Annotated in this window: 21 protein-coding genes; 16 read left to right on the forward strand and 5 right to left on the reverse strand. The window is 65.2% G+C overall.

The window, feature by feature from the left end; translation table 11 throughout:
• The first annotated feature begins 1 nt into the window (after nt 1).
• From FQ775_RS07160 to hflX, 3 genes are all read left to right on the forward strand, one after another.
• Nucleotides 2–865 carry a D-amino-acid transaminase gene (locus FQ775_RS07160; protein ID WP_146301062.1) on the forward strand — a complete coding sequence of 288 codons (864 nt, stop codon included), beginning with the start codon at nt 2–4 and terminating at the stop codon, nt 863–865.
• Nucleotides 866–997: 132 nt separating this feature from the next.
• A complete protein-coding gene (gene hfq, locus FQ775_RS07165) occupies nt 998–1246 on the forward strand; it encodes an RNA chaperone Hfq (RefSeq protein ID WP_146301061.1) in 249 nt (82 codons plus the stop codon).
• Between the two features lie 9 nt (nt 1247–1255).
• Complete coding sequence (gene hflX / locus FQ775_RS07170; RefSeq protein WP_432420065.1) at nt 1256–2632, forward strand: GTPase HflX; 1377 nt, start codon at nt 1256–1258, stop codon at nt 2630–2632.
• Here hflX and mazG read toward each other — a convergent pair whose 3' ends face one another.
• Nucleotides 2633–3457, reverse strand: a complete 825-nt coding sequence (gene mazG, locus FQ775_RS07175) for a nucleoside triphosphate pyrophosphohydrolase (protein WP_146302065.1) — start codon at nt 3455–3457, stop codon at nt 2633–2635.
• A gap of 84 nt (nt 3458–3541) precedes the next feature.
• Nucleotides 3542–4042, reverse strand: a complete 501-nt coding sequence (locus FQ775_RS07180) for a MarR family winged helix-turn-helix transcriptional regulator (RefSeq protein WP_146301060.1) — start codon at nt 4040–4042, stop codon at nt 3542–3544.
• A gap of 302 nt (nt 4043–4344) precedes the next feature.
• Here FQ775_RS07180 and FQ775_RS07185 point away from each other — a divergent pair, with 302 nt between their 5' ends.
• The 6 genes from FQ775_RS07185 (at nt 4345) to FQ775_RS07210 (ending at nt 10596) form a co-directional block, all read left to right on the forward strand.
• Nucleotides 4345–5712 (forward strand): hypothetical protein, encoded by a 1368-nt coding sequence (locus FQ775_RS07185; protein WP_246730353.1) that lies wholly within the window; start codon nt 4345–4347, stop codon nt 5710–5712.
• 149 nt (nt 5713–5861) lie between these two features.
• The gene (locus FQ775_RS07190) at nt 5862–7169 is read left to right on the forward strand and encodes an ABC transporter substrate-binding protein (RefSeq protein ID WP_146301059.1); all 1308 of its coding nucleotides are present in this window, start codon (nt 5862–5864) and stop codon (nt 7167–7169) included.
• Between the two features lie 134 nt (nt 7170–7303).
• Complete coding sequence (locus FQ775_RS07195) at nt 7304–8185, forward strand: branched-chain amino acid ABC transporter permease (RefSeq protein ID WP_146301058.1); 882 nt, start codon at nt 7304–7306, stop codon at nt 8183–8185.
• Entirely contained in the window at nt 8185–9147 is a 963-nt protein-coding gene (locus FQ775_RS07200; RefSeq protein ID WP_146301057.1) for a branched-chain amino acid ABC transporter permease, read from the forward strand. Before FQ775_RS07195 ends, FQ775_RS07200 begins: the two co-directional genes overlap by 1 nt.
• Entirely contained in the window at nt 9144–9896 is a 753-nt protein-coding gene (locus tag FQ775_RS07205; protein WP_146302063.1) for an ABC transporter ATP-binding protein, read from the forward strand. The genes FQ775_RS07200 and FQ775_RS07205 overlap by 4 nt, the downstream gene beginning before the upstream one ends.
• On the forward strand, nt 9889–10596 hold the full coding sequence (locus FQ775_RS07210) for an ABC transporter ATP-binding protein (RefSeq protein ID WP_146301056.1): 708 nt from the start codon (nt 9889–9891) through the stop codon (nt 10594–10596). Before FQ775_RS07205 ends, FQ775_RS07210 begins: the two co-directional genes overlap by 8 nt.
• Before the next feature lie 17 nt (nt 10597–10613).
• Here FQ775_RS07210 and pncA read toward each other — a convergent pair whose 3' ends face one another.
• Nucleotides 10614–11213, reverse strand: coding sequence for a bifunctional nicotinamidase/pyrazinamidase (pncA, locus tag FQ775_RS07215; RefSeq protein ID WP_146301055.1), 600 nt, complete (start codon nt 11211–11213; stop codon nt 10614–10616).
• A gap of 164 nt (nt 11214–11377) precedes the next feature.
• On the opposite strand from pncA, the gene FQ775_RS07220 reads away from it, so the two are divergent.
• Genes FQ775_RS07220 through FQ775_RS07245 form a run of 6 tightly spaced genes read left to right on the forward strand, consistent with a single transcriptional unit; the run spans nt 11378 to nt 18412 of the window.
• Nucleotides 11378–12229 (forward strand): FAD binding domain-containing protein, encoded by an 852-nt coding sequence (locus tag FQ775_RS07220; protein WP_146301054.1) that lies wholly within the window; start codon nt 11378–11380, stop codon nt 12227–12229.
• Complete coding sequence (locus FQ775_RS07225) at nt 12226–14976, forward strand: molybdopterin-dependent oxidoreductase (protein WP_146301053.1); 2751 nt, start codon at nt 12226–12228, stop codon at nt 14974–14976. Before FQ775_RS07220 ends, FQ775_RS07225 begins: the two co-directional genes overlap by 4 nt.
• Nucleotides 14973–16505, forward strand: a complete 1533-nt coding sequence (locus FQ775_RS07230) for a 6-hydroxynicotinate reductase (RefSeq protein ID WP_146301052.1) — start codon at nt 14973–14975, stop codon at nt 16503–16505. The genes FQ775_RS07225 and FQ775_RS07230 overlap by 4 nt, the downstream gene beginning before the upstream one ends.
• The gene (locus FQ775_RS07235; protein WP_146301051.1) at nt 16502–17380 is read left to right on the forward strand and encodes a UPF0280 family protein; all 879 of its coding nucleotides are present in this window, start codon (nt 16502–16504) and stop codon (nt 17378–17380) included. Before FQ775_RS07230 ends, FQ775_RS07235 begins: the two co-directional genes overlap by 4 nt.
• The gene (locus tag FQ775_RS07240; RefSeq protein WP_146301050.1) at nt 17373–17957 is read left to right on the forward strand and encodes an amino acid synthesis family protein; all 585 of its coding nucleotides are present in this window, start codon (nt 17373–17375) and stop codon (nt 17955–17957) included. The genes FQ775_RS07235 and FQ775_RS07240 overlap by 8 nt, the downstream gene beginning before the upstream one ends.
• Nucleotides 17954–18412: a MarR family winged helix-turn-helix transcriptional regulator gene (locus FQ775_RS07245; RefSeq protein ID WP_146301049.1), complete on the forward strand. Its 459-nt coding sequence runs from the start codon at nt 17954–17956 to the stop codon at nt 18410–18412. Before FQ775_RS07240 ends, FQ775_RS07245 begins: the two co-directional genes overlap by 4 nt.
• Nucleotides 18413–18432: 20 nt before the next feature.
• On the opposite strand, the gene FQ775_RS07250 is transcribed toward FQ775_RS07245, so the two are convergent.
• Together FQ775_RS07250 and FQ775_RS07255 are read right to left on the reverse strand one after the other, a co-directional pair.
• Nucleotides 18433–20121, reverse strand: a complete 1689-nt coding sequence (locus tag FQ775_RS07250; RefSeq protein WP_146301048.1) for a hydantoinase B/oxoprolinase family protein — start codon at nt 20119–20121, stop codon at nt 18433–18435.
• A gap of 3 nt (nt 20122–20124) precedes the next feature.
• Nucleotides 20125–22197 (reverse strand): hydantoinase/oxoprolinase family protein, encoded by a 2073-nt coding sequence (locus FQ775_RS07255; RefSeq protein WP_146301047.1) that lies wholly within the window; start codon nt 22195–22197, stop codon nt 20125–20127.
• A 215-nt stretch (nt 22198–22412) separates the two neighbouring features.
• On the opposite strand from FQ775_RS07255, the gene FQ775_RS07260 reads away from it, so the two are divergent.
• Nucleotides 22413–23240, forward strand: a complete 828-nt coding sequence (locus FQ775_RS07260) for a ferredoxin--NADP reductase (protein WP_146301046.1) — start codon at nt 22413–22415, stop codon at nt 23238–23240.
• The last annotated feature ends 286 nt before the right edge of the window (nt 23241–23526 follow it).

A 23526-nucleotide genomic window follows, 5' to 3' on the forward strand; every position in this document is an offset into this window, starting at 1 on the left:
CATGCCGCGCATTTCCTATGTCAACGGCCGCTACCAGCGCCATGCCGAGGCGATGGTGCATATGGAGGATCGCGGCTACCAGTTCGCCGACGGCGTCTACGAGGTCTGCGAGGTCGCGCGCGGCCACATCATGGACATGACGCGCCATCTCGATCGCCTCGATCGTTCGCTGGGCGAGCTGCAGATCGACTGGCCGGTCGAACGCAATGTGCTCCGATTGATCATGCGTGAGGTCGTCAGGCGTAATCGTGTCCGCGACGGTCTGGTCTATCTGCAGGTCACGCGTGGTGTCGCCCCCCGCGACCATGTCTTCCCGTCGACCGCCATCAGGCCGGCCCTTGTCGTGACGGCGAAACGTTCCGACCCGGCAGCTGCGCGCCGCAAGGCCGAGACCGGGATCTCCGTCATCACCGTGCCGGAGAATCGTTGGGACCGGGTCGACATCAAGACCGTCGGGCTTTTGCCGAACGTGCTGGCACGTCAGCAGGCCAAGGATGCCGGCGCCCAGGAAGCATGGTTCGTCGACGGTGACGGAATGGTCAAGGAAGGGGCCGCGACCAATGCCTGGATCGTCACCAAGGACGGGCGCCTCGTGACCCGACCGGCCGATTTCGGCATCCTGCGCGGCATCACGAGGGCGACCGTTTTCGATGTGGCGAAAAAGCTCGGCTACGAGATCGAGGAACGTCCCTTCAGTGTCGAAGAAGCCAAGAAAGCCCGCGAATCCTTCATTACGGCGGCGACGACGGTCGTGATGCCGGTCGTCATGATAGACGGCGACACAGTGGCCAACGGCCACCCGGGCAGCATTACCCTTTCCCTGAGGGCGGCATTTTTTGACGTTGCGGAAAAATGCCAAGCCTGATAACCGCTAGGATAGAATACCTTACGCTCGGGGTGTGTCTGTTTCGGCGGCGGGCATGTGCGTGTTTCGGACCTCGATGTCCGGACTCGACGCCGTAACAGCGGAGAACGGGGAACGGCGGAAGAAAGAAAAATGGCGGAACGTTCGCAGAATCTTCAGGACCTGTTCCTGAACACAGTTCGCAAGAGCAAGAATCCTCTCACAATCTTTCTGATCAACGGCGTGAAGCTGACAGGTGTCGTCACATCGTTCGACAATTTCTGTGTGCTGTTGCGACGAGACGGCCACTCTCAGCTTGTCTACAAGCATGCCATTTCCACCATCATGCCGAGCCAGCCGGTGCAGATGTTCGATGGTGACGACAATGGCCGGGATGGCTGATTGGACACAATAAATCCGGCCGGGCGGCGGGATGGGGCGACGAAAACGGCGGCTGACGGCGCGCCGGCTGATGCTACGCGCGCGGCCGTGGTCGTGCCGGTACTCCCCAACCGCGCCCGCGAAACCGGCTCGGAAGACAGGACCCGCCCGCGCCTCGAGCGGACACCCGACGCCCGCTTTGCAGAGGCGGTCGGGCTCGCCCAGGCCATCGACCTTGCGCCCGTCTACACCGAGATCGTCACCGTCAACGATCCGCGACCGGCGACGTTGCTCGGTGCCGGCAAGGTCGAGGAACTGGCTGGCAAAATTGCCGAGACCGGCGCCACGCTTGCCATCATCGACCATCCGCTGACCCCGGTGCAACAGCGCAATCTCGAGCGCGCGCTCAACGCCAAGGTGCTCGACCGCACCGGGCTGATCCTCGAGATCTTCGGCCGCCGCGCCCGCACCAAGGAAGGCGCGCTGCAGGTTGAACTTGCCCATCTGAACTACCAGCGCGGCCGGTTGGTTCGGAGCTGGACCCACCTTGAACGCCAGCGCGGCGGCGCCGGTTTCCTCGGCGGGCCGGGCGAGACGCAGATCGAGGCCGACCGCCGGCTGTTGCAGGACAAGATCACCAAGCTCAAGCGTGAGCTGGAGACGGTGAGGCGAACGCGCGAACTGCACCGCTCGAAGCGCAAGAAGGTGCCGTTTCCGGTGGTCGCCATCGTCGGCTACACCAACGCCGGTAAATCGACGCTGTTCAACAGGCTGACGGGTGCCGGCGTGCTCGCCGAAGACATGCTGTTCGCGACCCTCGACCCGACCTTGCGGCGGGTTCGGCTGCCGCGCGGCACGATCGTGATCCTGTCCGACACGGTGGGTTTCATCTCCGACCTGCCGACACATCTCGTGGCCGCGTTCCGGGCGACGCTGGAGGAGGTGATCGAGGCCGATCTCGTGATCCATCTGCGCGATATCTCCGATCCCGACGCGGCGGCCCAGGCGGAGGATGTGGAGCGAATCCTTGCCGACCTCGGCGTGGAAACCACCGATGATCGCCGCGTGCTGGAGGTCTGGAACAAGATCGACCAGCTTGACGTCCAGACGCGCGAGCGCATGCTCGCGGCGCACGGCGGGCCCGAGGATCATCACCCGGTCGCCATCTCCGCCGCTTCGGGGGAGGGGATGCCGCTTCTGCTCGAGGTCATCGAAAACCGCGTTTCCGGCGCGCTCACCGATCTGCGCGTCACCCTGTCGGCTGACGAAATGCGGCTGATCGACTGGCTCTACCGCAATGCCGAGGTGCTCGACCGCGAGGACCGCGAGGATGGCGGCGCGGCCCTCGAAGTACGCATGACGGAAACCGCGCGTGACGAATTCGCGCGCCGCCGGGCGACGGGATAGCTATTCGGCAGCCTTGGCGGCCTGCCAGAGGTTTTCCATGTCGTCGAGCGAGGCCTCGTCGAGGCTGCGGCCCTGATCGGCAAGCGCCTTTTCGACCTGGTGAAACCGGCGCCGGAACTTGTCGTTGGTGCCGCGCAGCGCGGTTTCGGCATCCGTGCCGATATGGCGTCCGAAATTGACCAATGCGAACAGCACGTCGCCGAACTCGTCCATGGCCGCCTTTTTGTCGCTTTCGCGCAGGGCGGTGCGCAGTTCGTCGATCTCCTCGGCGATCTTGTCGAGGATCGGGCCTGGATCCTGCCAGTCGAAGCCGACCCGGGCGGCCTTTTCCTGCAGCTTCAGGGCGCGGGTGAGGGCAGGCAAGGCAAGGGGAACGCCGTCGAGATAGCCGTTGCCATGGTCTTCCGCCGGATCGCCGCGTTCGAGGCGGTCAGCGCGCCTTTCGGCCTTTTCCTCTGCCTTGATCTTTTCCCACATGCCTTTCGCCATGCCCGCCGCGCGGGCGTCCTCGTCGCCGAAGACATGCGGGTGGCGACGGATCATCTTGCGGGTGATCGCCTCGACCACATCGCCGAAGGAGAAGGCAGCGGCCTCCTCGGCCATGCGGGAATGGAAGACCACCTGCAGCAAAAGGTCACCGAGCTCGTCCCTGAGGTCGGCCAGATCGTTGCGGGAGATGGCGTCGGCAACCTCATAGGCCTCTTCGAGCGTGTAGGGCGCGATCGTGGAAAAGTCCTGCTCGAGATCCCACGGGCAGCCGCTGCCGGGTGTCCGGAGCGCGGCCATGATCTCGATCAGACGCGAAATGTCCTTGGAAGGGTGCATGGAGGCGACCTTAGCGCGGCTTGCCAGCACCGCCATCGCCGTGCGTTGCCTTGCCCGAGATTTCCACAGGACGAGAGACGCCGCCTACTCTTCGCCCTGCCCGTTGTGGCTGATCCCGCTGCGAACCTTCTCCATCAACCGCAGGAACTCGGCCCGTTCCTCGGCGCTGAGATTGCCGCCGATGAGCCGGTCGCTGTCCTGTACCGCCGGCACGGCCAGATCGAGCACCTCGCGTCCGCGTTCGGTGATCCAGATGGTCTTGATGCGGCGGTCGGTCGGCAGCGGCCGCCGTTCCAGCAGCCCGTCGCGCTCAAGCCGGTCGATCATCGGCACCAGGGTCGACTTGTCGAGACCGCGGGCGCGCGCGAGCAGGCTCTGGCGCGATCCCGGGTTGCGGTCGACGATCATCATAAGGGCAAATTGCTGCGGCGTGATGCCAAACGCCATTAGCCCCTGCTCGACGATCCGGAAGGTGGCCAGATAGGTCACACGAATCTGACGGCCGAGAAGCTCCGGCAGGAAGCCCTGGTCAAGCTCGTCGCTCACATTGGCCGCGCCAGCCATGTCGCTCGTTTCGTTCAGCACATCGCGCCTCGGCGTGAGTCCCAATAGTCGAGTGTCTGGATATACAGTTTCCCGGATGGGAGCTATCCATTATTTAGCAAATGCTTTCGTTGCTGAAAGATGCTGCCGTGAAATTTTGGCGCTGGAGCAACGGCTGGGCGGGGCAGAGGCCCGTCTATTACGCATTTTTCCGCGCGGGTTTTTGCCAGCATGGCGAACATGCCATACCTGATGCCGACCTTCGCGAAGGAGCGGGAGTGACAAGTTCCGGGCGAAAACGGTGGTTTCGGGCGACCGGTGGCCTGGCAGGGCTCCTGTTGGCAGTGCCGGCGCTCGCGCATGTCTCCGATCGCGGCTATGTGCTGCTCTTGCCGACGGGGTACTATCTGTTCGGCGGGGCCGTCGCCGTCGCCCTCAGTTTCGCCATTCTGGCATTCACGCCGCCAAGCCCGCTCGACCGGCTTGCGCGCCTGCGCTTGCGGGCTCTTGTCCTGCCCGTCGACGGGCGGTTTCTCGGCAGCACAATCTCGTTTCTGGTTCTCGCCAGCCTGCTGGCCGCGGGGCTTGGCGGCAGCCGCGACCCGCTGTCAAACCCGCTGCCGCTGGTGTTCTGGACGTTCGTCTGGATCGGCATGCTTCTGGTGCAGGGCGTGGTCGGCGACCTCTGGCGCTGGCTCAACCCCTGGTACGCGCCGTGGCGGCTGGCGACGCGGCTGATTGGACGAGGGGCGGAAGGGGGCTTGTTTGCGTATCCACGCGCTGCGGGGCGATGGCCGGCCTTTGCCGCCTTTGGCGCTTTTGTCTGGTTCGAACTGGTCTATGTCGCGCCGGCCGATCCGGAGGCGCTCGCCACCGCAATGATCGCCTATTGGCTCTATTCGCTTGCCGGCATGATCGCCTTCGGCTTCCGCGCATGGTGCCGCAACGGCGAGTTCCTGACCTTGCTCTTCACCATCGTCGCGCAGATGGGTATCGCCGTTTTCAGGACGACGGGCAAAGGCCGCACGCTGGTCCGGTTCAGGCTGCCGGGCGCCGGCCTCGTGCTCGCGCCGTCACTCGCGGCAAGCGGAACGGCGTTCCTGCTGCTCACGCTGAGTTCGATCTCCTTCGACAGCCTGATGCGGACCTTCTTCTGGCTGGGACTGTCGGGGATCAACCCGCTCGAGTTTCCGGGCCGCTCGGCCGTTGTCATGCCCAACAGCCTCGGCGCGGCAGGGGCGTTCCTTCTGTTGTGGCTGCTGTTTGTGCTCTGCGTGCGCCTAGGTGAATGGCTGGCCGAATGCAGACAGGGTGGCGCCGGCGCTGCCGGCCGTCTTGTCTGGTCGCTGATGCCGATCGTGCTCGGCTACCACTATTCGCACCATCTGCCGGCGCTGCTTGTCGACGGCCAGTACGCGCTGGCGGCGATCTCCGATCCATTCGCACGTGGCTGGAACCTCTTCGGCACGGCGGGCCTCTATGTCTCGGCCGCCGTCACCGCCGGCGCCGAAATGGCATGGGTCATGTGGAACATCCAGTCGGCGGCGATCATCGGCGGGCATCTGCTCGCGGTCGCGGCGAGCCATGTCGTCGCGTGGCGAATGCACGGTTCGACGGCCCGCGCCGCGCGAAGCCAAATCCCGCTGGCGATCCTGATGGTCGCCTATACCGGGTTCGGGCTGTGGCTGTTGTCGACCCCGACCGGATACTGAACCGGCCGAATTCCTTCCGCTGGGGCAGTTTCTGTTGCCATGCCGGAAGTTTGGTGATTTAGTTTGTACACAAGCAATTTTTCGCGCCCACGGCACGATCGGTTGCAAGCGCCTTCTTCGGTCGAAACCAAAATCTTCGGGGAACAGCCATGACTGAGAATCGCAATAAAACCAATATTTTGAGCCGGACCTTGGACCGCCGCACGGCCCTCAAGGGGCTGGGCGCGACTGCGGCTGGCCTGGCCGTCGGACCAGGCTTTGTCCGGTACGCGCAGGCGCAATCGTCCGAGCCGATCCGCATCGGCTTCCAGGCGCACCGCACCGGCATTGGCGCCGCCTATGGCCGCTGGTACGAGCGCACGACCACAGCCGCCGCCAAGCTGATCAACGACGCTGGCGGCATCAACGGCCGCCCGCTCGAAATCGTCACAGAGGATGATGGTACCGACCCCAAGCGCGGCGCCGAGGTGGTGGAAAAGTTCGCCAACCAGCACAAGGTCGACGTCGTTTTCGGCACGCTCTTCAGCCACGTCGTCGTCGGCTCGGCGCCGACCGCCGGTGAACTCAAGATCCCGTATTACGTGGTCAGCGAGGGCTATCACGTCGCGTCGGGCAAGCTGAACCGCTACGTGTTCCAGCCCGGTATCACCGACGTGAAGGCGCAGGTGTCGTCGATGGCGCCCTGGGTATCGTCCAATCTCGGCAAGAAGGTCACCATGATCTTCCCCGACTACGCCTTCGGGCATGACCATCGCGACTTCTTCACCGCGGCGATGCAGGCGCAGGGCGGCGAGGTCATCCAGCATGTGCCGATCCCGCCGACGGAGAGCTCGTTCACACGCTATCTGCCGCAGATCCCGTCCGAGACCGAGGTGCTCTACCACGTCATGGTCGGGCCGGGCGTGCTGACATTCGTCAAGGAACTCGGCGAATTCTATGGCGGCGGCGGTCCCAAGCTGTTCGGCTTCATCGATTCGCTCGAAGCGGTCGACATCGCCAGCCCCGGGCTTGAGTTCCTCGAGGGCAGCCATTTCTGGGAGGGCATGCCGCGCTATCTCCAGCCCGACGCGCCGGACTACGTGAAGGCCTATCGCGACGCCGTCGGCATCGACGACAACGGCGCCTCGAAGGAAGACGGCAAGGACGTCTCGACGGCCGCGCACATGTTCGGTTGCTGGGAAACGCTCTACGTCATCAAGGCGGCGATGGAGTCCGCCGGTTACCAGGGGCCGGACGACCGTGCCAAGCTGGTCGAGGCGACCGAGGCGATGACCGAATTCGCCGCCGGCCCCGAGCACCCGCAGGGCGACAAGAAGTTCAACGGCAAGATCCACCAGTGCTTCGGCCACCAGAACATCTCGCAGGTCGCCGATGGCAGGCTGAACGTCGTGCATACCACCTCGATCGAGGACGGCATGTACGAGCCGGAGGCCGACTACACCACCCAGTCGCTCTGATCGCATCGCGCCGGCCGCCCCTGGCGGGGAAGGCCGGCGCCGCCGTTTGGCGGCTGCAATAGTCCTGCCTGCATATCGAACCGGATCGTCCCGCGCCATTGCCCCGGCCCGGGAAGCGTGAGAGCCACGACTGAATGGGTTTCGGACCACACCTGCTTCTGGCCTCCCTGGAAGGCCTCGTCACCGCCGCGGTGCTGTCGCTGACCGCGCTCGGCCTGTCGCTGGTGTTTGGCGTCATGCGCGTCGTCAACGTCGCCCATGGCGAGTTTTTCATGCTGGGCGCCGTGCTCGCCTGGTTCTTTTCGACGTTGGTCACGGGCCACCCGGCCGTCGGCTTCCTTTTGGCGCTGGTGCTGTCGCCGCTGGTGGTCGGGCTGGTCGCACTCATTTGCGAGCGGCTCGTTCTGCGCCGCCTTTCCTACGACCCGGAGGCGACGATCGTTGCCACCATCGGTATGCTGTACATCATCCAGCAACTGGCACTGACCTTCTATGGTCCAGAGGCTCGGCCGGTGCTGGCGCCGTTCAACTTTCGTGTCGCGCTGCCCTGGTTCGGCTATTCCGGTTACAAGCTCGCCGTCATCGCGGCCTCGATCGTGCTGATGGGAATGACATGGTTCGTGCTGACGCGCACGCGCATCGGTCTCGTCATGCGCGCCACGCAGTTCGACCGCGAGACGGCGCAGAATTTCGGCATCCCCGTCGACCGGGTCTATGCGATCGTTTTCGCGCTCGGCGCGATGCTTGCTGCGGTCGCCGCCGTGCTGATCGTGCCGATCCAGCAGGCGCATTACCTGATGGGGCTCGACCCGCTGCTCCTGTCCTTCATCGTCGTCATCATCGGCGGGCTCGGTTCACTGCGCGGAACCGTGCTCGCCGCCGTATTGATCGGGCTCTCGGACGGCATCATCTCGGTGTTCTTTTCGCCGACGTTGGCCAAGATGATCGCCACCCTGCTGGTGGCGCTGGTGCTCGTCTTCCGCCCGCAAGGCCTGTTCGGCACGGTGGCGCGCTGATGGGGCGGGGTAGCGCATCAAGGGTGCTGGCGCTGCATCTGGCGGTGCTGGCCGTGCTTGTCGCACTGTATTTCGTTCTGCCCGATTACCACCGTGGCATCGTTCCGCGCGTTCTGGTGCTGGCGGTGTTCGCCGCCGGCTACAACATCCTTTTCGGCTATACCGGGCTCCTGAGCCTCGGCCATGCCATGTTTTTCGCCGCCGGCATCTACGGCGCCGGCATGCCGGCATATTACCTCGACTGGGGTGTTTTGCCGGCCTTCGCTGCTGGAATCGCCTCGGGCGCCGTGCTGGCGCTGGTGGTCGGCTTCCTGGCGCTCAGGACCAGCGGCGTCGCCTTCATGATAGTTACCATGATGTTTTCGCAGGTCTTCTATCTGACGACGCTCTATTTCACGACCTGGACGCGCGGCGAGGAAGGTCTTGTGATCGGGCAGCAACTCAGGCAGTTCGTGATCGGTGGCACGATCGTCGACCTGACCGACCCGGCAACGCGCTATTTCGCCGCCGTCATCCTGTTCGGCGTCGTGCTGTTTGCCAGCCTTGCCGTGGCCCGCGCACCTTTCGGCCGTGTCCTGATCGCGATCCGCGAGAACGAGGAACGCGTGCGCATGCTGGGCTACGACGTGTTCCTCAACAAGCTCGCGGCCGTGGTCATTTCCGGCGTCTTCTGCGCGGCGGCGGGTGCCGCCTACGCGCTTTTGTTCGGCTATGTCGGTTCGACCTTTGCCTCGATCCAGTATTCGATCCTGCCGCTGCTCTGGGTGCTGCTCGGCGGCGCGGCGACGACACTCGGGCCGCTCATCGGCACAGTCTTCATGTTTTATGTCGTCGACATCACCTCCGGCTACACCTCGGCCTACCTGCTGATCGTCGGCATAGCGTTGATCCTGCTGGTGCTTTTCTTTCCCAAGGGGTTCCTGGGCACTGTCCGCGAAAGGTGGCTGCGATGGCTGCCGTGAACCCGCTGCTCGTCACCAGAGGGTTGTCGCGCTCATTTGGCGGCCTGCGTGCTGTCGACGATGTCGATTTCTCGCTGCAGGAAGGTGAAATCCGGGCCGTGATCGGCCCCAACGGTGCCGGCAAGACCACCTTCGTCAGCCTGGTCTGCGGGCGGATCGCGCCCAGTGCCGGCAGCGTGTCTTTCGACGGTCGCGACGTGACCCGGCTTCCCGCGCACCGGCGCGTGAAGCGGGGCATCGCCTATACCTTTCAGATCACCTCGATCTTCGCCAATCTCAGCGTCTTCGACAATGTTGCCCTTTCGGTGCAACGGCGCCTGATCGATCATGCCGAGCGTGGGGGGAGCCGTTTTTCAGCCGCCGATCTGAGGCACGGCGTCGAGGAGGCGCTGCAACGGGTCGGCCTTCATGAACGCGCCGACCAGCCGGCCGGCAAGCTGGCCTATGGCCATCAGCGACTGCTGGAGGTGGCGATGGGGCTGGCGCTCGCCCCGAGGCTGCTTATCCTCGACGAGCCGACACAGGGGCTCTCCGACGCCGAAATAGAAAGCTTCATCAAGCTGGTACGCGAGATCGCGCAATCGGCCACCGTGCTTCTGATCGAACACAACATGCCGGTGGTCATGGCCCTTGCCGGTCGTATCACGGTCATGAACGCCGGTGCGATCCTCGCCGAAGGCACGCCCGACGAAATCCGGACCAACAGCGCCGTCCAGCATGCCTATCTGGGAACTGCGCAAGATGGCTGACGCGCTTTCCGTCAATCAGATCAATTGCTTCTATGGCGATGTGCAGGTCCTGCGAGACTTCGATCTGACATTGCGCAAGGGCGAAGTGCTCTGCCTGCTCGGCCGCAACGGGGCCGGCAAGACCACGATGCTGAAGGCGATCATGGGCCTTGTGCCGGTGCGCTCGGGCACGATCATGCTGGGTGAAACCGACCTGGCACGCCTCGCCGCCCACGACATCCCGCGCAAGGGCGTCGCCTATGTGCCGCAGGGCCGGCGGCTGTTTTCTGAACTCAGCGTCGCAGAAAATCTCGATATCGGGCTGATGGCGCGCGCCAAGGGCGTGTCAACGCGCGAGGCGGTGCTGGAACTCTTCCCGGTGCTGCGCGAGCGCTTGCGCCAGCGCTCCGGTACGCTCTCCGGTGGCGAACAGCAGATGCTCGCCATGGCGCGGGCACTGTGCGTCGAGCCGGAGGTGCTCCTGCTCGACGAACCGACCGAGGGGCTGATGCCGTCGATGATCGCGCGCATCCGCGAGGCGGTTGCCGAATTGCGCAGTCGCGGCGTCTCGACCATCCTGGTCGAGCAGCGGGTCGATGCGGTGCTGCCGATCGCCGACCGCGTCGCCTTCATCGAAAACGGCGTCAACCGCGATGTTGTCGGCGTGGAAAAGCTGCGCGCCGACCCGGCACTGGTCCATCATTACGTCGGCGTCGGCTGAGACCCCGAGACATTAGCTCAGGCGAGCCGCACGCCGGCATCCTTCATCATGCTGGTCATCGCGGCGAGCGAGCCGCCGAGGTCGATCGCGCGGCATGCGTCCATCACCACCGTGACCGAAAAGCCTTCACGGGCGGCGTCGAGCGCCGAATAGGCGACGCAGAAATCCGTCGCCAGCCCGACCATGGTGAGGTCGGAAAGGCTGCGCTCGCGCAGATAGCCGGCGAGGCCGGTCGGGGTCTCGTGATCGTTCTCGAAGTATGCCGAATAGCTGTCGATTTTCCGCCGAAAACCCTTACGAACCACGAGTTCCGCCTTGGTCCATTCGAGCTTTTCGTGAAATTCGGCGCCTCTCGAACCCTGAATGCAATGGTCCGGCCACAGGGTCTGCTCGCCATAGGGCATGGTCACCGTCTCGAACGGGTTCTTGCCCTCATGCTCGGAGGCGAAGCTCGAATGGCCGGCGGGGTGCCAGTCCTGGGTGAGGATCACGTGTTCGTGCTCGACAATCAGTCGGTTGACCAAGGGCACGATCTCGTCGCCGCCGGCAACCGCCAGCGCACCGCCGGGACAGAAATCGTTCTGAAGATCGATCACGATCAGGGCTTTGTCGGCCATCCGTCTCCCCTCGGGTTTTTTGTCGGTCGGGTGCTTTTGGCGACCATGGACAGACGCGTCGGCTTTGACAAGTGGCGGCGTCCTGATATCATTTGCATACGAATGATTTCGTGACGCCGGTCACAATGACAAGAGAAGCCGGCAGCGTGTTGGGAACGGCCACCTTGGCGCACTACGCACGACCGCGGGAACTGCAGGAGGCGCTCGATCTGCTGTCGGCCGATCGCTGGCGGGTGCTTGCCGGCGGCACCGACTTCTATCCGGCCCAGGGCGCTCGGCCGATCCGCGAAAATATCCTTGATATCAATGGATTGCGCGAACTTCGTCACTTTGCCGAGACGGACCGGCATGTAGTCTTCGGTGCCAGGACGACCTGGACCGACATCATGCGCCGGCACCTGCCGACATCTTTCGACGCGCTCAAACTCGCCGCGCGCGAGGTCGGCTCGATCCAGATCCAGAACGCCGGCACCGTTGCCGGCAATCTCTGCAATGCGTCGCCCGCGGCCGACGGCGTGCCGCCGCTATTGGCACTCGACGCCGAGGTAGAACTGCGCTCGCTGGATGGCGTCCGGCATGTGCCGCTCGCCGATTTCATCCAGGGCAACCGCAAGACGTCTCTGGCGCCAGACGAACTGATGACGGCCATCCGCATCCCGAAGGCTTCGACCGGTGGCCGCTCGAGCTTCGTCAAGCTTGGGGCCCGGCGCTATCTGGTGATCTCGATCGCCATGGTCGCGGTCCGCGTCGAGATCGGGGAGGGCGGCCTGGTCGAGAATATCGCGATTGCCGTCGGGTCCTGCTCAGCCGTGGCACAACGGATGACGACGTTGGAACAGGCCCTTCGCGGCCGGAGTTTGGCGGCAATCGACATCACGCCGAACCTGATGCCGGAACTCGACCCGATCGACGACGTGCGCGGCAGTGCCGAATACCGGCGGCTGGCCGCAGCCGAAATCGTTGACCGCGCGATCGCGATGGCAACCGACCCCACCGCAAGGGGGCTCGCCGCATGAGCCTGCCGGTCGAGAACATCGCCTTCGATCTCAACGGCGAGCGCGTCTCGGTGACCGCTCCGCCGGTGACGCGGCTTTCCAACCTCTTGCGCGACCATCTGGGCCGCACCGGCACCAAGGTCGGCTGCGATGCGGGCGACTGCGGCGCTTGCACCGTGCTCCTTGATGACGAGCCGGTTTGCGCCTGCCTCGTGCCGGCCGCCAGTGCGGCGGGTGCGAAGGTGCGAACCGTTGAAGGGCTGGGCAACGGGGCGCTCTCGGCCGTGCAGGACTCGTTCCTTCGGCATGGCGCCGCGCAGTGCGGCATCTGCACACCCGGTTTCCTCGTAGCCGCCACGGCGCTGCTCGAACGCAACCCTGTACCGAGCGAGGCCGAAGTCATGGACGCGCTTGGCGGCGTGCTGTGCCGCTGTACCGGCTATCGCAAGATCGTCGCGGCTGTAATGAACGCGCATCTGCCGGATCGCGGCCACAACAACCCGCCTGCCAACGGACACGCGGTCGGCATGCCGGTCGTCCGGCTTGACGGCGTGCCAAAGGTCACCGGCCGCGACCTTTTCGGCGCCGACGAACGGCCGGCCGAAGCGCTTTCCGTGCTGGTTGTGCGCTCGCCACACTGGCACGCGGCGTTTTCGTTCGGCGATCTCGAAGCGTTCGTTGGCCAACATCCGGGTGTGGTTGCCGTTTTTACAGCCGCCGACATTCCCGGGAAGAATTGCTTCGGCGTCATTCCCCCCTTCGCCGACCAGCCGGCGCTGGCGGAAGGCCGGGCGCGCTTTCGCGGCGAGGCGGTGGCGCTCATTGCCGGCGAACGCGATGCCATCGCGGCACTCGACATTGCGGACTTTCCGATCGAATGGCGTGAACTGCCGCATGTTCTCGAACTCGGCGCAGCGCTGGCTGCGGGCCAGAGGCCGGTCCACGACAGCCGCCCAGGCAATGTCCTGACCCAGGGTCTTGTCGAATGCGGCGAGCCGGAGGCGGCCCTGGCTGCCTCTCACCTCACCGTGACCGGCGCGATCGAGACGGCCTATGTGGAACATGCCTATATCGAACCGGAAGCCGGCTATGCCTTTCTCGACGGGGATATTCTCGTGATCAAGGCCTGCACGCAGGCGCCCTACATGGACCGCGACGACACGGCGGCGGTGCTTGGCCTGCCGCCGGAGAAGGTGCGCATCGTGCCGACAGCGACCGGAGGCGGTTTCGGCTCCAAGCTCGACGTCTCGCTGCAGCCGCTGATCGGGCTGGTGGCCCTGAAGACCGGACGCCCGGCGGCATTGGCATACACACGCTCGGAATCGATGGCCTCGACCACCAAGCGACACCCGGCGTCGATGCGGGCGACGATCGGCGCCGACCGCGACGGCAACATCACCGGAATGATTTTTTCGGGTGATTTCAACACCGGCGCCTACGCCAGTTGGGGACCGACGGTAGCCAATCGTGTACCGGTCCATGCCTCCGGACCCTACGTCACGCCGAACTACCGCGCGGTCGGTCGCGCGATCCACACCAATGGGCCTGTCTCCGGCGCCTTTCGCGGTTTTGGTGTGCCGCAGGCGACGATCATGCAGGAAACGCTCTATGACGAACTGGCCGGCAAGTTCGGCATCGATCGCCTCGAATTTCGGCTGAGGAACGCATTGCGTGACGGGTCAAACACCACCGCCGGCCAGCTTCTCGCCGAGGGTGTCGGCATTGCCGCGTGCCTGGAAACGCTGTCGCCGCATTGGCGTCGCGCCTGTGCCGACGCGGCAAGCGCCAATGCGACAGCCAACGGCTCGCCGCTGCGCAGAGGCGTCGGCATTGCCTCGTGCTGGTATGGCTGCGGCAACACTTCACTGCCGAACCCGTCGACCATCAGGGTCGGGATTTCGGTAAGCGGCGAGGTCGTCCTGCATCAGGGCGCCGTCGATATCGGGCAGGGCTCCAATACGGTGATTGCCCAGATCTGCGCCGACGCGCTCGGGCTGCCGCTGGCCGATTTCCGGCTGGTAGGCGGCGACACGGCCATCACGCCTGACGCCGGCAAGACGTCCGCATCGCGCCAGACCTTCGTCACCGGCAAGGCGGCCGAGAAGGCAGGGCGGGCGCTGCGAGAGAATATCCTGCGCTTCGCCAATGTCTCGGCCGGCGCATCGATCGCCATCGAAGGAGGGGCGATCGTCGTGACGGAAGGCGGTGAGCGGCGGCGGATCGAGCTGGCCAAGCTGCCTGTCGACGAACGCGGATACGTCTTTTCAGCTGAGGAAACCTACGACCCGCCGACCGCGCCGCTCGACGAAAAAGGGCAGGGGATCCCCTATGCGGTCTATGGCTACGGCGCACAGATCGTCGAACTCGAGGTCGACTGCCGCCTCGGCACGGTGAAGCTCTTGAAGATCACCGCCGCGCACGATGTGGGTCGCGCCATCAACCCGCAACTTGCCGAGGGCCAGATCGAGGGCGGCATCGCGCAAGGGATCGGCATGGCCTTGATGGAGGAATACGTTCCCGGTCGCACCGAAAATTTGCATGACTACCTGATCCCGACCATCGGCGACGTGCCGGAGATCGAAACCATCCTGGTCGAGGTTGCCGATCCCGAGGGGCCATTCGGCGCAAAGGGGCTGGGCGAACACGTGCTGATCCCGACCGCGCCGGCGATCCTCAACGCCATCCGAGACGCGACAGGCGTGCTGGTTACGAAGGTTCCGGCGACGCCGAGCCGGGTGCTGGCGGCGATCCGGGAGGCCGGCCGGTGAGCGAGCTTTCGGAACGCTTCGAGCCGTCGACCGCCAAACCGGACACAGGCGGTGAAAAGGTTCGTTGCGATGCGTGCCCGGTCATGTGTTACATCGCCGAGGGGCGGACCGGCGCCTGCGACCGTTACGCCAATCAGGCGGGCCGCATCGTGCGCACCGACCCGCTGACCATCCTGCATCATGCCGAGGAGCGCGGCGGCGAGGTGGTGCCGTTCCTCGACGGTACGGAGGATTGGGACGGGAACCTCGTCAATACCGGCCGCCGCTTCGTCACCGCGATCGGCGCAGGCACCACCTATCCCGACTACAAGCCGGCGCCGTTCATCATCAGCCAGGAAGTCGAGGGCGTCGATCTCGTCACCGTGGTGACGGAGGGCATCTTCTCCTATTGCGGCGTCAAGGTGAAGATCGACACCGACCGCCATCTCGGCCCGGAGACGGCGACAGTGCGCGCCAATGGCGAGGCGGTCGGCCATGTCACGACGGCCGAATACGGCTCGCAGATGCTGTCACTGGGAGGCGTGCGTCATTTGACCGGCGGCTCCAAGGCGGAAGGGCGGGTCACCTGCGACACGCTGATGACGCTTTGCAACCGGCAGCCGATCGAACTGAAAATCGACGATGGCGCCACGGTGATCGTGGAGGCCGGCAAGGCGCCGGTGATCGACGGCAAGCAGGAATACCGCATGCGTGTCGGTTGCGGCTCGGCGACGATCGGAATGTTCGCCACCCAGTGGCGCGACCTCGTCGACGAAGTGGTCGTCGTCGACGATCACATCACCGGGGTCGTCTCGGAACACCAGGCCGGCAAGGTGCTCGGCTGGGAGGATACCGGCATCAAGATCGTCGGCCGGCGTTCCACGCCCGGGCGCTATTTCAAGGTCTCCGAGCCCGGTCTCGGCTGGGGCGGCACGACGATTTCCGATCCGCTCGAAATCCTGGGACCCTTCAACGCCAAAAAGGGCGCCCGCGAAGGCCTGTCGCTGCTGATGGTGTCGACCACCGGCGAGCAGTTCGGCTACTACGAGCTCGACCACGACCTCAAGCCGGTTGAGAAGCCGTTCCCGGAACGCCTCAGAAAATCGGTCGAACTCATTGAAGATAATTGCGAACCGGCCCTCTGTACTGTGCTTTTCATGGGCGGTGCGGGCGGCTCGCTGCGGGCCGGCGTCACCGAGAACCCGGTGAACCTCACCCGCTCCGTGCAGGGGTTGAAGACTTACGTCACCTGCGGCGGGGCGCCGGTCTATGTCTGGCCCGGCGGCGGCATCACCATCATGGTCGACGTGACGCGGACGCCTGACAACGCCTTTGGTTACGTGCCGACGCCGGCGCTGGTGGCGCCCATCGAGTTCACCTTGCGCCGCGACGATTATGTCCGGCTAGGCGGCTATGAGGCCGAAATCAGGACCGTCGAGGATATCGTCGCAAGGGGCGGAGAGTATCTTAACGAACGTGCGGGCGCGGCAGCGCCGGCAGGCAATGAGTGGCCGCCGTTGCAGCAGCTTCGCCGGGATCGCGGCCGATGAACGGGCCGCAGATCGCCTGGCTGGCCGACGGAAAGCGGCTGCATTTGAACCATGGGCCGATCGATCTGATCATGCGGGCGTTCGGCCCGGTGGAGGAAGTCGACGCGGCCTACCGACAGGCTGCCAGGCGCTTCAGGACCATTCTCGGCGAACTTGTCGGGGAACTCGGCGAGTTACGCCGACCGGTGCAACCCGTCGTGCGGATCTTCAGCGGGTCCACGGCGCGTCGCATGGAGGCTGCGGCCTGCCGTCACGCGTCGCGGTTCGTCACGCCAATGGCGGCGGTGGCCGGCGCCGTCGCCGACGAAATGCTCGCGGCGTTGGTCGAGGGCCGAACGCTCGAACGTGCTTTTGTCAACAATGGTGGCGATATCGCAATCCACCTGGCGCCTGGTGAGGCGCTCGACCTTGCCATTGCCGGCACCGGCCACGGCATTTCGGACCGCGTTCGCGTTGCCGCGAACGAGCCGGTGCGCGGCATCGCCACTTCGGGCTGGCGCGGCCGCAGCCACTCCCTGGGCATCGCCGACGCCGTGACGGTGCTGGCCCGGGACGCGGCGTCCGCCGACGTCGCGGCAACGCTGATCGCCAACGCAGTCGACCTGCCCGGACACCCCGCCATCAGCCGCAGGCCGGCCCGTGAGCTGGCACCCGACAGCGATCTCGGCGAGCGGCTGGTGACGACCGGCGTCGGGGACTTGACCGCTACCGATGCTAACGAAGCGCTGGAGCGCGGGCGGGATGTGGCCGAAGACTTTCGCCGCAGGGGCCTGATCGTTTCGGCAGCGCTTTTCCTGGCCGGTGAGGCGCGCCTGTGTGGAGAGCTTGCCGACCTGCCGATCCGCTTCTTGCAAGAGGAACTGCTTCATGCCTGATTTCGCGATCCGCAAGATTGCGGTGTTCGCCGAGGAGATTTTCCATGATGGCGGCAAGCCCGCCGCCGAGCCGCGCCGCAGGGCCGCGGCAATGGCGCTGGTGAAGAACCCCTTCGCCGGCGGCTACGCCGCCGAACTGGAAGCCGCGATGGATGACCTGAAGCCGCTTGGAGCGACGCTAACCGAACGGCTGATTGCCGCACTGGGCGGCGACCTTGGCGCGATCGACGGCTACGGCAAGGGCGCCATTGTAGGCAGCGCCGGCGAGATCGAGCACGGCGCCCTGTGGCATGTTCCCGGCGGCTATGCGATGCGCGAGCGGCTGCCGAAGTCGAAGGCGATCGTGCCCTCGGCAATGAAGGTCGGCGCGTTCGGCTCGAGCCTCGACGTGCCGCTCGGCCATACCAACGCCGCCTATGTGCGCAGCCATTTCGACGCCATCACCGTGTCGGCACCGGATGGCCCGCGTCCGGACGAGATCCTGTTCTGCCTGGCGATGAGTTGCGGCCCGCGCATCCACGCCCGCATGGGCGGGCTTTCGGCAGGCGACGTCAAGGGCGAGGACGGGCTCAGATGAGCGCGCCCACCAAACCGGTGGTGGTGACCATGGAAAGCGGCGATCCCGAGGAGTATCGCCTTCAGGATCAGATCGGATTTGCCTTGCGCAAAGCCAACCAGCGCCACCTGTCGATCTTCGGTGTGCGTATCGGCGACATGACGCCGCCGCAGTTTGCAGCGCTGGCGAAATTGCACGAGGTCGGCGAAACCTCGCAGAACCAGCTCGGCAGTCTGGTCGCCATGGACGCGGCAACCATCAAGGGCGTGATCGACCGCCTGAAGGCGAGGGGGCTCGTCGAACTCAACGGCCATAAGGAGGATCGCCGGCGTCTGGTCGTCAACCTGACCGCAGCCGGCCGGGCAAAAATTGCCGAACTGCTGCCGCTGGCCGCCGAAATCAGCGAGGAGACGCTGGCCCCGCTGACCGCGCGAGAACGCGCAACACTGCTCAGACTGCTGGCGAAATTATCCTGACGCCGGTCGTTTGAGGCGGGTCAATCCGCTGTGCCAAACTTTTCGCGTGCGTCCTCTTGCGAATAATACCCCAGTTCCACATCGCGCCGGACCAGCGCCGGGTCACGCTGGCGCGGGTCGCCGTAGCCGCCGCCACCCGGCGTGCCGACGCTGACGCGGTCGCCGGGCTTCAGCGGGATGTCCTGCTCCTTGGACAGGTGTTTCGGTACATAGGCGGCGCCGTCGCGCCACACGGTGACGGTGTTGACGCCACCATCGGCGCCGCCGAGCACGCCCTGGGGGCCGAAACGGCCATGGTCCATGACGAAGGAGGCGCGCGCCTCGCCGCGCAGCAGCTCGACCTCGTAGGCGAGCCCGAAACCGCCGCGATGCTTGCCCGCGCCGCCGGAGCCCTCACGCAGTGCGTAGTGGCGATAAAGGATCGGAAAGGCCTGCTCCATCACCTCGATCGGCGGCGACTTGGAGATGCCGATTGTCGAGCAGCCATTCGAAAGTCCATCATGATCGGCGTTGCCGCCATAGCCGCCGCCCGAGATCTGGTACATGACGAAGCCGCGTCCGCGCGCCGGGTCGTGGCCGCCGAGCGCGAAATTGCCGGATGAGCCGGCAGGCGCAGCCGTCACCTTTTCCGGCAGCGCCTGTACCAGGGCGGCGAACACTGACTCCGCGATGCGTTGCGACACCTCCGCCGCGCAGCCCGAGACCGGGCGCGGGTAATGTGCGTCGAGGAAAGTGCCTTCCGGCCTCCTGATCTCCAGCGGCTCGAAAGCGCCGGCGCTCAAGGGCACGTCCGGGAAGATGTGGCGCATGGCGAGATAGACCGAGGAGATCGTGGTGGCGAGCACGCTGTTCATCGGCCCCGCGCAGGGCGGGCTCGAGCCGGTGAAGTCGAACACCAGCCGGTCGCCGGTCTTTTCCACCGCAAGCGCGATGGTGAGCGGCGCGTCGACGACACCGTCGGAATCGACATAGGCCTCGGAGCGGTAGGTACCGTCTGGAATTTCGGCGATACGCACCCGCATCTGTTCGGCCGCACGACGGCGCAGCTCGGCAATCGCCTCGACGATGGTTTCGTCGCCATAGCGGTCGAGCAGGGCGACCAGCCGGTCCTCGCCGACCATCAGCGCGGCCGCCTGCGCCTTGATGTCGCCGATGCGCTGGTCGGCGACGCGGATGTTGGAGGCGATGATGGCGTGAATTTCGGGGTCAAGTTCGCCGCGCTTGAAGAGCTTGACCGGCGGCAGCCGCAAGCCTTCCTGCTCGACCGCCGTGGCAGAAGCGGAAAAGCCGCCCGGCACGGCGCCGCCGATGTCGGGCCAATGGCCAGTATTCGACAGCCAGCAAAAAATCTTGCCGTGACGCCAGACCGGCCTGGCAAAACGCACATCCATCAGGTGGGTGCCGCCGAGATAGGGATCGTTGACGATGTAGATATCGCCTTGCTCGGGCGGCAGGCAGCGACCATCGCGGATCATCTCGATCAAGGTGCGAGTGGAATGTTCCATGACGCCAACGAAGACCGGCAGGCCGCCCAAACCCTGGGCGATGAGCGAGCCGTCCTCCGCCGAATAGATGCCGTCCGAGCGGTCGTTGGCTTCGGCGATCACCGGGGAGAAGGCGGCGCGCGAGAATGTCAGGTCCATCTCGTCGCAGACCTGCTGCAGGGCGGCTTGAATGACGGTGAGGGTGATCGGATCGAGTTCGCGCATGGCTCAGTGCCTGACCACTTCGATAATCAGATTTCCGTCACGGTCGGCGCACGCCCTGTCGCCGGGCTCCAGAACGGTGGTCGCGTCCATCTGTTCGACGATGGCCGGTCCCGCGATTTCGACGTCCAGGGGCAGGCGCTCGCGCGCGTAGACCGGAGTGTCGTGCCATGTGCCGGCAAACCAGACCGGGCGGGTTTCGGTCTTCGCGTCGTCAAGCCTGTCGGCGCGCCCGGCCGGGTCAATCAATCTCGACAAGTCGAGATCGGCACGCACGCCGATCACAGAGGTGTTGAGGTTCACGAGATTGGCGCGGATCTCCGGCAACCTGACCTTGAAGCGGGCGAAGTAGGCCGCTTCAAAAAGCCCCTGCAAGGTCGCGCGGTCGACCTCAGCCGAGGGCAGGGCGACGTTCAGGAGATGGGTCTGGCCGATGAACTGCATATCGGCGGAATGGATGATATCGACCCGCTCGGGCCGCACGACCTCGGCGTCGATCTGAGCCATGCCCTCATCGGCCTGCTGCTTAAGGACCGCGTGGACCTCTTCCATGTCGACACTGGCAACCGGCCGGTTGAGAGTCCTGACGAAATCGTGCCTCAGATCGGCGACGATGCAGCCGAGCGCATTGGTGATGCCGGGCCGTGCCGGCACGATGACGCGTGGAATGCCGAGTTCGCGGGCGAGTGCCGCCGCGTGCAACGGGCCGGCGCCGCCGAAGGCGAACAGCGAAAAGTCGCGCGGGTCGTGGCCCTTGGCGACCGAAACCATGCGGATCGCGCCGGCCATCTTGACGTTGCCGATGCGCAGTACGGCGCCGGCGGCCCCGGTCGCGTCAAGCCCGAGCTTTTCGCCGAGTTTTGCGGCAAAGATCGCCCGCACCCGGTCGATGTCGGCGGCTCCTTCGACCGAGAGCAGCTTTTTGGCGTTCAACCGGCCGAGGAGCAGGTTCGCGTCCGACACCGTCGGTTCCTCGCCGCCCCGGCCGTAGCATATCGGACCGGGCACGGCGCCGGCGCTCTGCGGGCCGATCTCCAGGAGGCCGGCATCGTTGACGCGCGCGATCGAACCGCCGCCGGCGCCGACGGTGTGGACGTCGACCATCGGCACGTGGATCGGCATGGCGTATTCGATCTCGATCTCGTTGGAGACCGCCGGCTGGCCGTCGCGGATCAGGGCGACGTCGGTGGAGGTGCCGCCCATGTCGTAGGTAACAACGTTGGCGAAGCCGGCCCGGCGCGCCGTATAGGCCGCAGCCATGACGCCGGAGGCCGGCCCCGACATCACCGTCTTGGCCGCCTCGCGCGTCACCTTGCCGGCGGAGATCATGCCGCCATTACCGTTCATGACCAGGAACTCGCGCTCGTAGCCGCGGCGGCGTAGTTCGTCGCGCAAACGCAAGACGTAGCGTTCCAGGATCGGTTGCACGGAGGCATTGACCGCAGCCGTCACGCCCCGTTCGAACTCCCGCGCCTCCGACAGCAGCGAGTGGCCGGTGGTGATGTGATCGTTGGGCCATGTCTCGGCCGCGATTTCGGCCGCGCGCAGCTCGTGGGCCGGATTGGCGTAGGCATGCAGGAAATGAATCACCAGAGACTCGCAGCCGCGCGACAGGAGATCGGCCACCGCCGCGCGCACCTCGTCCTCGTCCAGGTTCTCGCGCACCGCGCCCGAGGCTTCCATGCGCTGCGTCACCTCGACACGCAGATCGCGTGCGATCACCGGCACGAAGCGCCCGGTCATGCCGTAAGGCTGTGGCCGGGTGCGGCGGCCGAGTTCGATCACGTCGCGGAAGCCGCGTGTGGTGATCATGCCGGTGCGCGCGAGGCGCCGTTCCAGCACGGCGTTGGTGGTGGTCGTGGTGCCATGTACGATGAGGTCGATCCCGGCAATCGGGAAACCGGTTTGTGTCAACGCGTTGAGCACGCCACTGGCCTGATTGTCGCTCGTCGTCGGCGTCTTCGCCAGAAGCACCTTGCCGTCGCTGCCTCCGTCGACGAGGATCAGGTCGGTGAATGTCCCACCGACATCGATGCCCGCGACCGTTCCTTTCAGCGTGGCGGCGTTTTTCTCGTTCATGCCGGATTTCCGAAACGCTCGACTACCGATCGGCAGCAATTTGGAATGGCTCTCTAGGGTCGCACCTTGACCCGATATTCATTTGTATACTAATAAATTTCGCGAGCAAGGGACGTCCGTCGGGATTCTGTTTCGTCGCCGTGCCCCGCCACTGAAATCCGTAGATCGGCCCGGCCGGGGCCGCCATGGCAATCTCCCGCAAAGGTGAAAAACGGATGACGAACGTCGCCGCCAACACGAACGAGATCGGCCGCAAGCAGGACTTCCCGATTCCTGCCGGTGTCCATGCCGAAAGGGTCGTTTCGGTGAAGCATTACACCGACCGGCTTTTCTCGTTCCGCATCACCCGGCCGCAAAGTTTTCGCTTCCGCTCCGGCGAGTTCGTGATGATCGGCCTGCCGAATGCCGAAAAGCCGGTGTTCCGCGCCTATTCGATCGCCAGCCCGGCCTGGGACGAAGAGCTCGAGTTCTATTCGATCAAGGTGCCGAACGGCCCCTTGACCTCAGAACTGCAGAAGATCGCGCCCGGAGACACGGTGCTGTTGCGGCAGAAGTCGACCGGAACGCTTGTCAACGACGCGCTGAGCCCGGCCAAGCGGCTCTACATGATCGCGACCGGCACCGGGATAGCACCCTTCGCCAGCCTGATCCGCGATCCCGACACCTATGACAAGTTCGACGAGATCGTGCTAACCAATACCTGCCGCGACGTTGCCGAATTGCATTATGGCAACGAGCTGATCGAGGCGCTGCGCGCCGACCCGCTGATCGGCGAACTGGTGGCTGAGCGCGTTCGTTATTATCCGACCACGACGCGCGAAGATTCGCCGGTCAAGAACCGCATCACGACACTGATCGAGAGCGGCCAGCTTTTCTCCGACCTCGGCGTCGAACCGCTCGACGCGGCCCATGACCGGGTCATGATCTGCGGCTCGCTGGACATGATCCGCGACGTCAAGGAACTGGTGGAGAAGGCGGGCCTCGCCGAAGGCTCGAATGCGGCGCCGGCCGACTTCGTCGTCGAACGCGCCTTCGTGGGCTGAGCCGGCCGGGAGCGACCGCTCCCGCAAGGCGAATTGCCGGCGCGCTGAGGCAGCTTCGGCGGACGCTATCGTCCGCCCGCTCGGCCGCGGACACCCGCATCATCTCTCACTTCTCGTGCGGGAAAATCGCCTTAGTCTAGGGTGGCCCCCTGCCCATGCCTCGTCCACGGGCAGGGGAGTAGACCGCGAGACCCGGACGTTGCCAGATCGCGTGGGAGATACGCTTCCGGGAATCGCGATCCACGCTACAATGTGTCACCGAAGGATGACCGACCCGGTATTCCGC

This window comes from Nitratireductor mangrovi, from assembly GCF_007922615.2.
In the GTDB taxonomy this organism is placed as follows: Bacteria; Pseudomonadota; Alphaproteobacteria; order Rhizobiales; family Rhizobiaceae; genus Mangrovimarina; species Mangrovimarina mangrovi.

What these genes read in the sequence shown, in the direction of transcription:
- FQ775_RS07160 (WP_146301062.1), top strand. Translation starts at nt 2, where the DNA reads ATGCCGCGCATTTCCTATGTCAACGGCCGCTACCAGCGCCATGCCGAG.
- hfq (WP_146301061.1), top strand. Translation starts at nt 998, where the DNA reads ATGGCGGAACGTTCGCAGAATCTTCAGGACCTGTTCCTGAACACAGTT.
- mazG (WP_146302065.1), bottom strand. Translation starts at nt 3,457, where the DNA reads ATGCACCCTTCCAAGGACATTTCGCGTCTGATCGAGATCATGGCCGCG.
- FQ775_RS07190 (WP_146301059.1), top strand. Translation starts at nt 5,862, where the DNA reads ATGACTGAGAATCGCAATAAAACCAATATTTTGAGCCGGACCTTGGAC.
- FQ775_RS07195 (WP_146301058.1), top strand. Translation starts at nt 7,304, where the DNA reads ATGGGTTTCGGACCACACCTGCTTCTGGCCTCCCTGGAAGGCCTCGTC.
- FQ775_RS07200 (WP_146301057.1), top strand. Translation starts at nt 8,185, where the DNA reads ATGGGGCGGGGTAGCGCATCAAGGGTGCTGGCGCTGCATCTGGCGGTG.
- FQ775_RS07210 (WP_146301056.1), top strand. Translation starts at nt 9,889, where the DNA reads ATGGCTGACGCGCTTTCCGTCAATCAGATCAATTGCTTCTATGGCGAT.
- pncA (WP_146301055.1), bottom strand. Translation starts at nt 11,213, where the DNA reads ATGGCCGACAAAGCCCTGATCGTGATCGATCTTCAGAACGATTTCTGT.
- FQ775_RS07225 (WP_146301053.1), top strand. Translation starts at nt 12,226, where the DNA reads ATGAGCCTGCCGGTCGAGAACATCGCCTTCGATCTCAACGGCGAGCGC.
- FQ775_RS07235 (WP_146301051.1), top strand. Translation starts at nt 16,502, where the DNA reads ATGAACGGGCCGCAGATCGCCTGGCTGGCCGACGGAAAGCGGCTGCAT.
- FQ775_RS07240 (WP_146301050.1), top strand. Translation starts at nt 17,373, where the DNA reads ATGCCTGATTTCGCGATCCGCAAGATTGCGGTGTTCGCCGAGGAGATT.
- FQ775_RS07245 (WP_146301049.1), top strand. Translation starts at nt 17,954, where the DNA reads ATGAGCGCGCCCACCAAACCGGTGGTGGTGACCATGGAAAGCGGCGAT.
- FQ775_RS07250 (WP_146301048.1), bottom strand. Translation starts at nt 20,121, where the DNA reads ATGCGCGAACTCGATCCGATCACCCTCACCGTCATTCAAGCCGCCCTG.
- FQ775_RS07255 (WP_146301047.1), bottom strand. Translation starts at nt 22,197, where the DNA reads ATGAACGAGAAAAACGCCGCCACGCTGAAAGGAACGGTCGCGGGCATC.
- FQ775_RS07260 (WP_146301046.1), top strand. Translation starts at nt 22,413, where the DNA reads ATGACGAACGTCGCCGCCAACACGAACGAGATCGGCCGCAAGCAGGAC.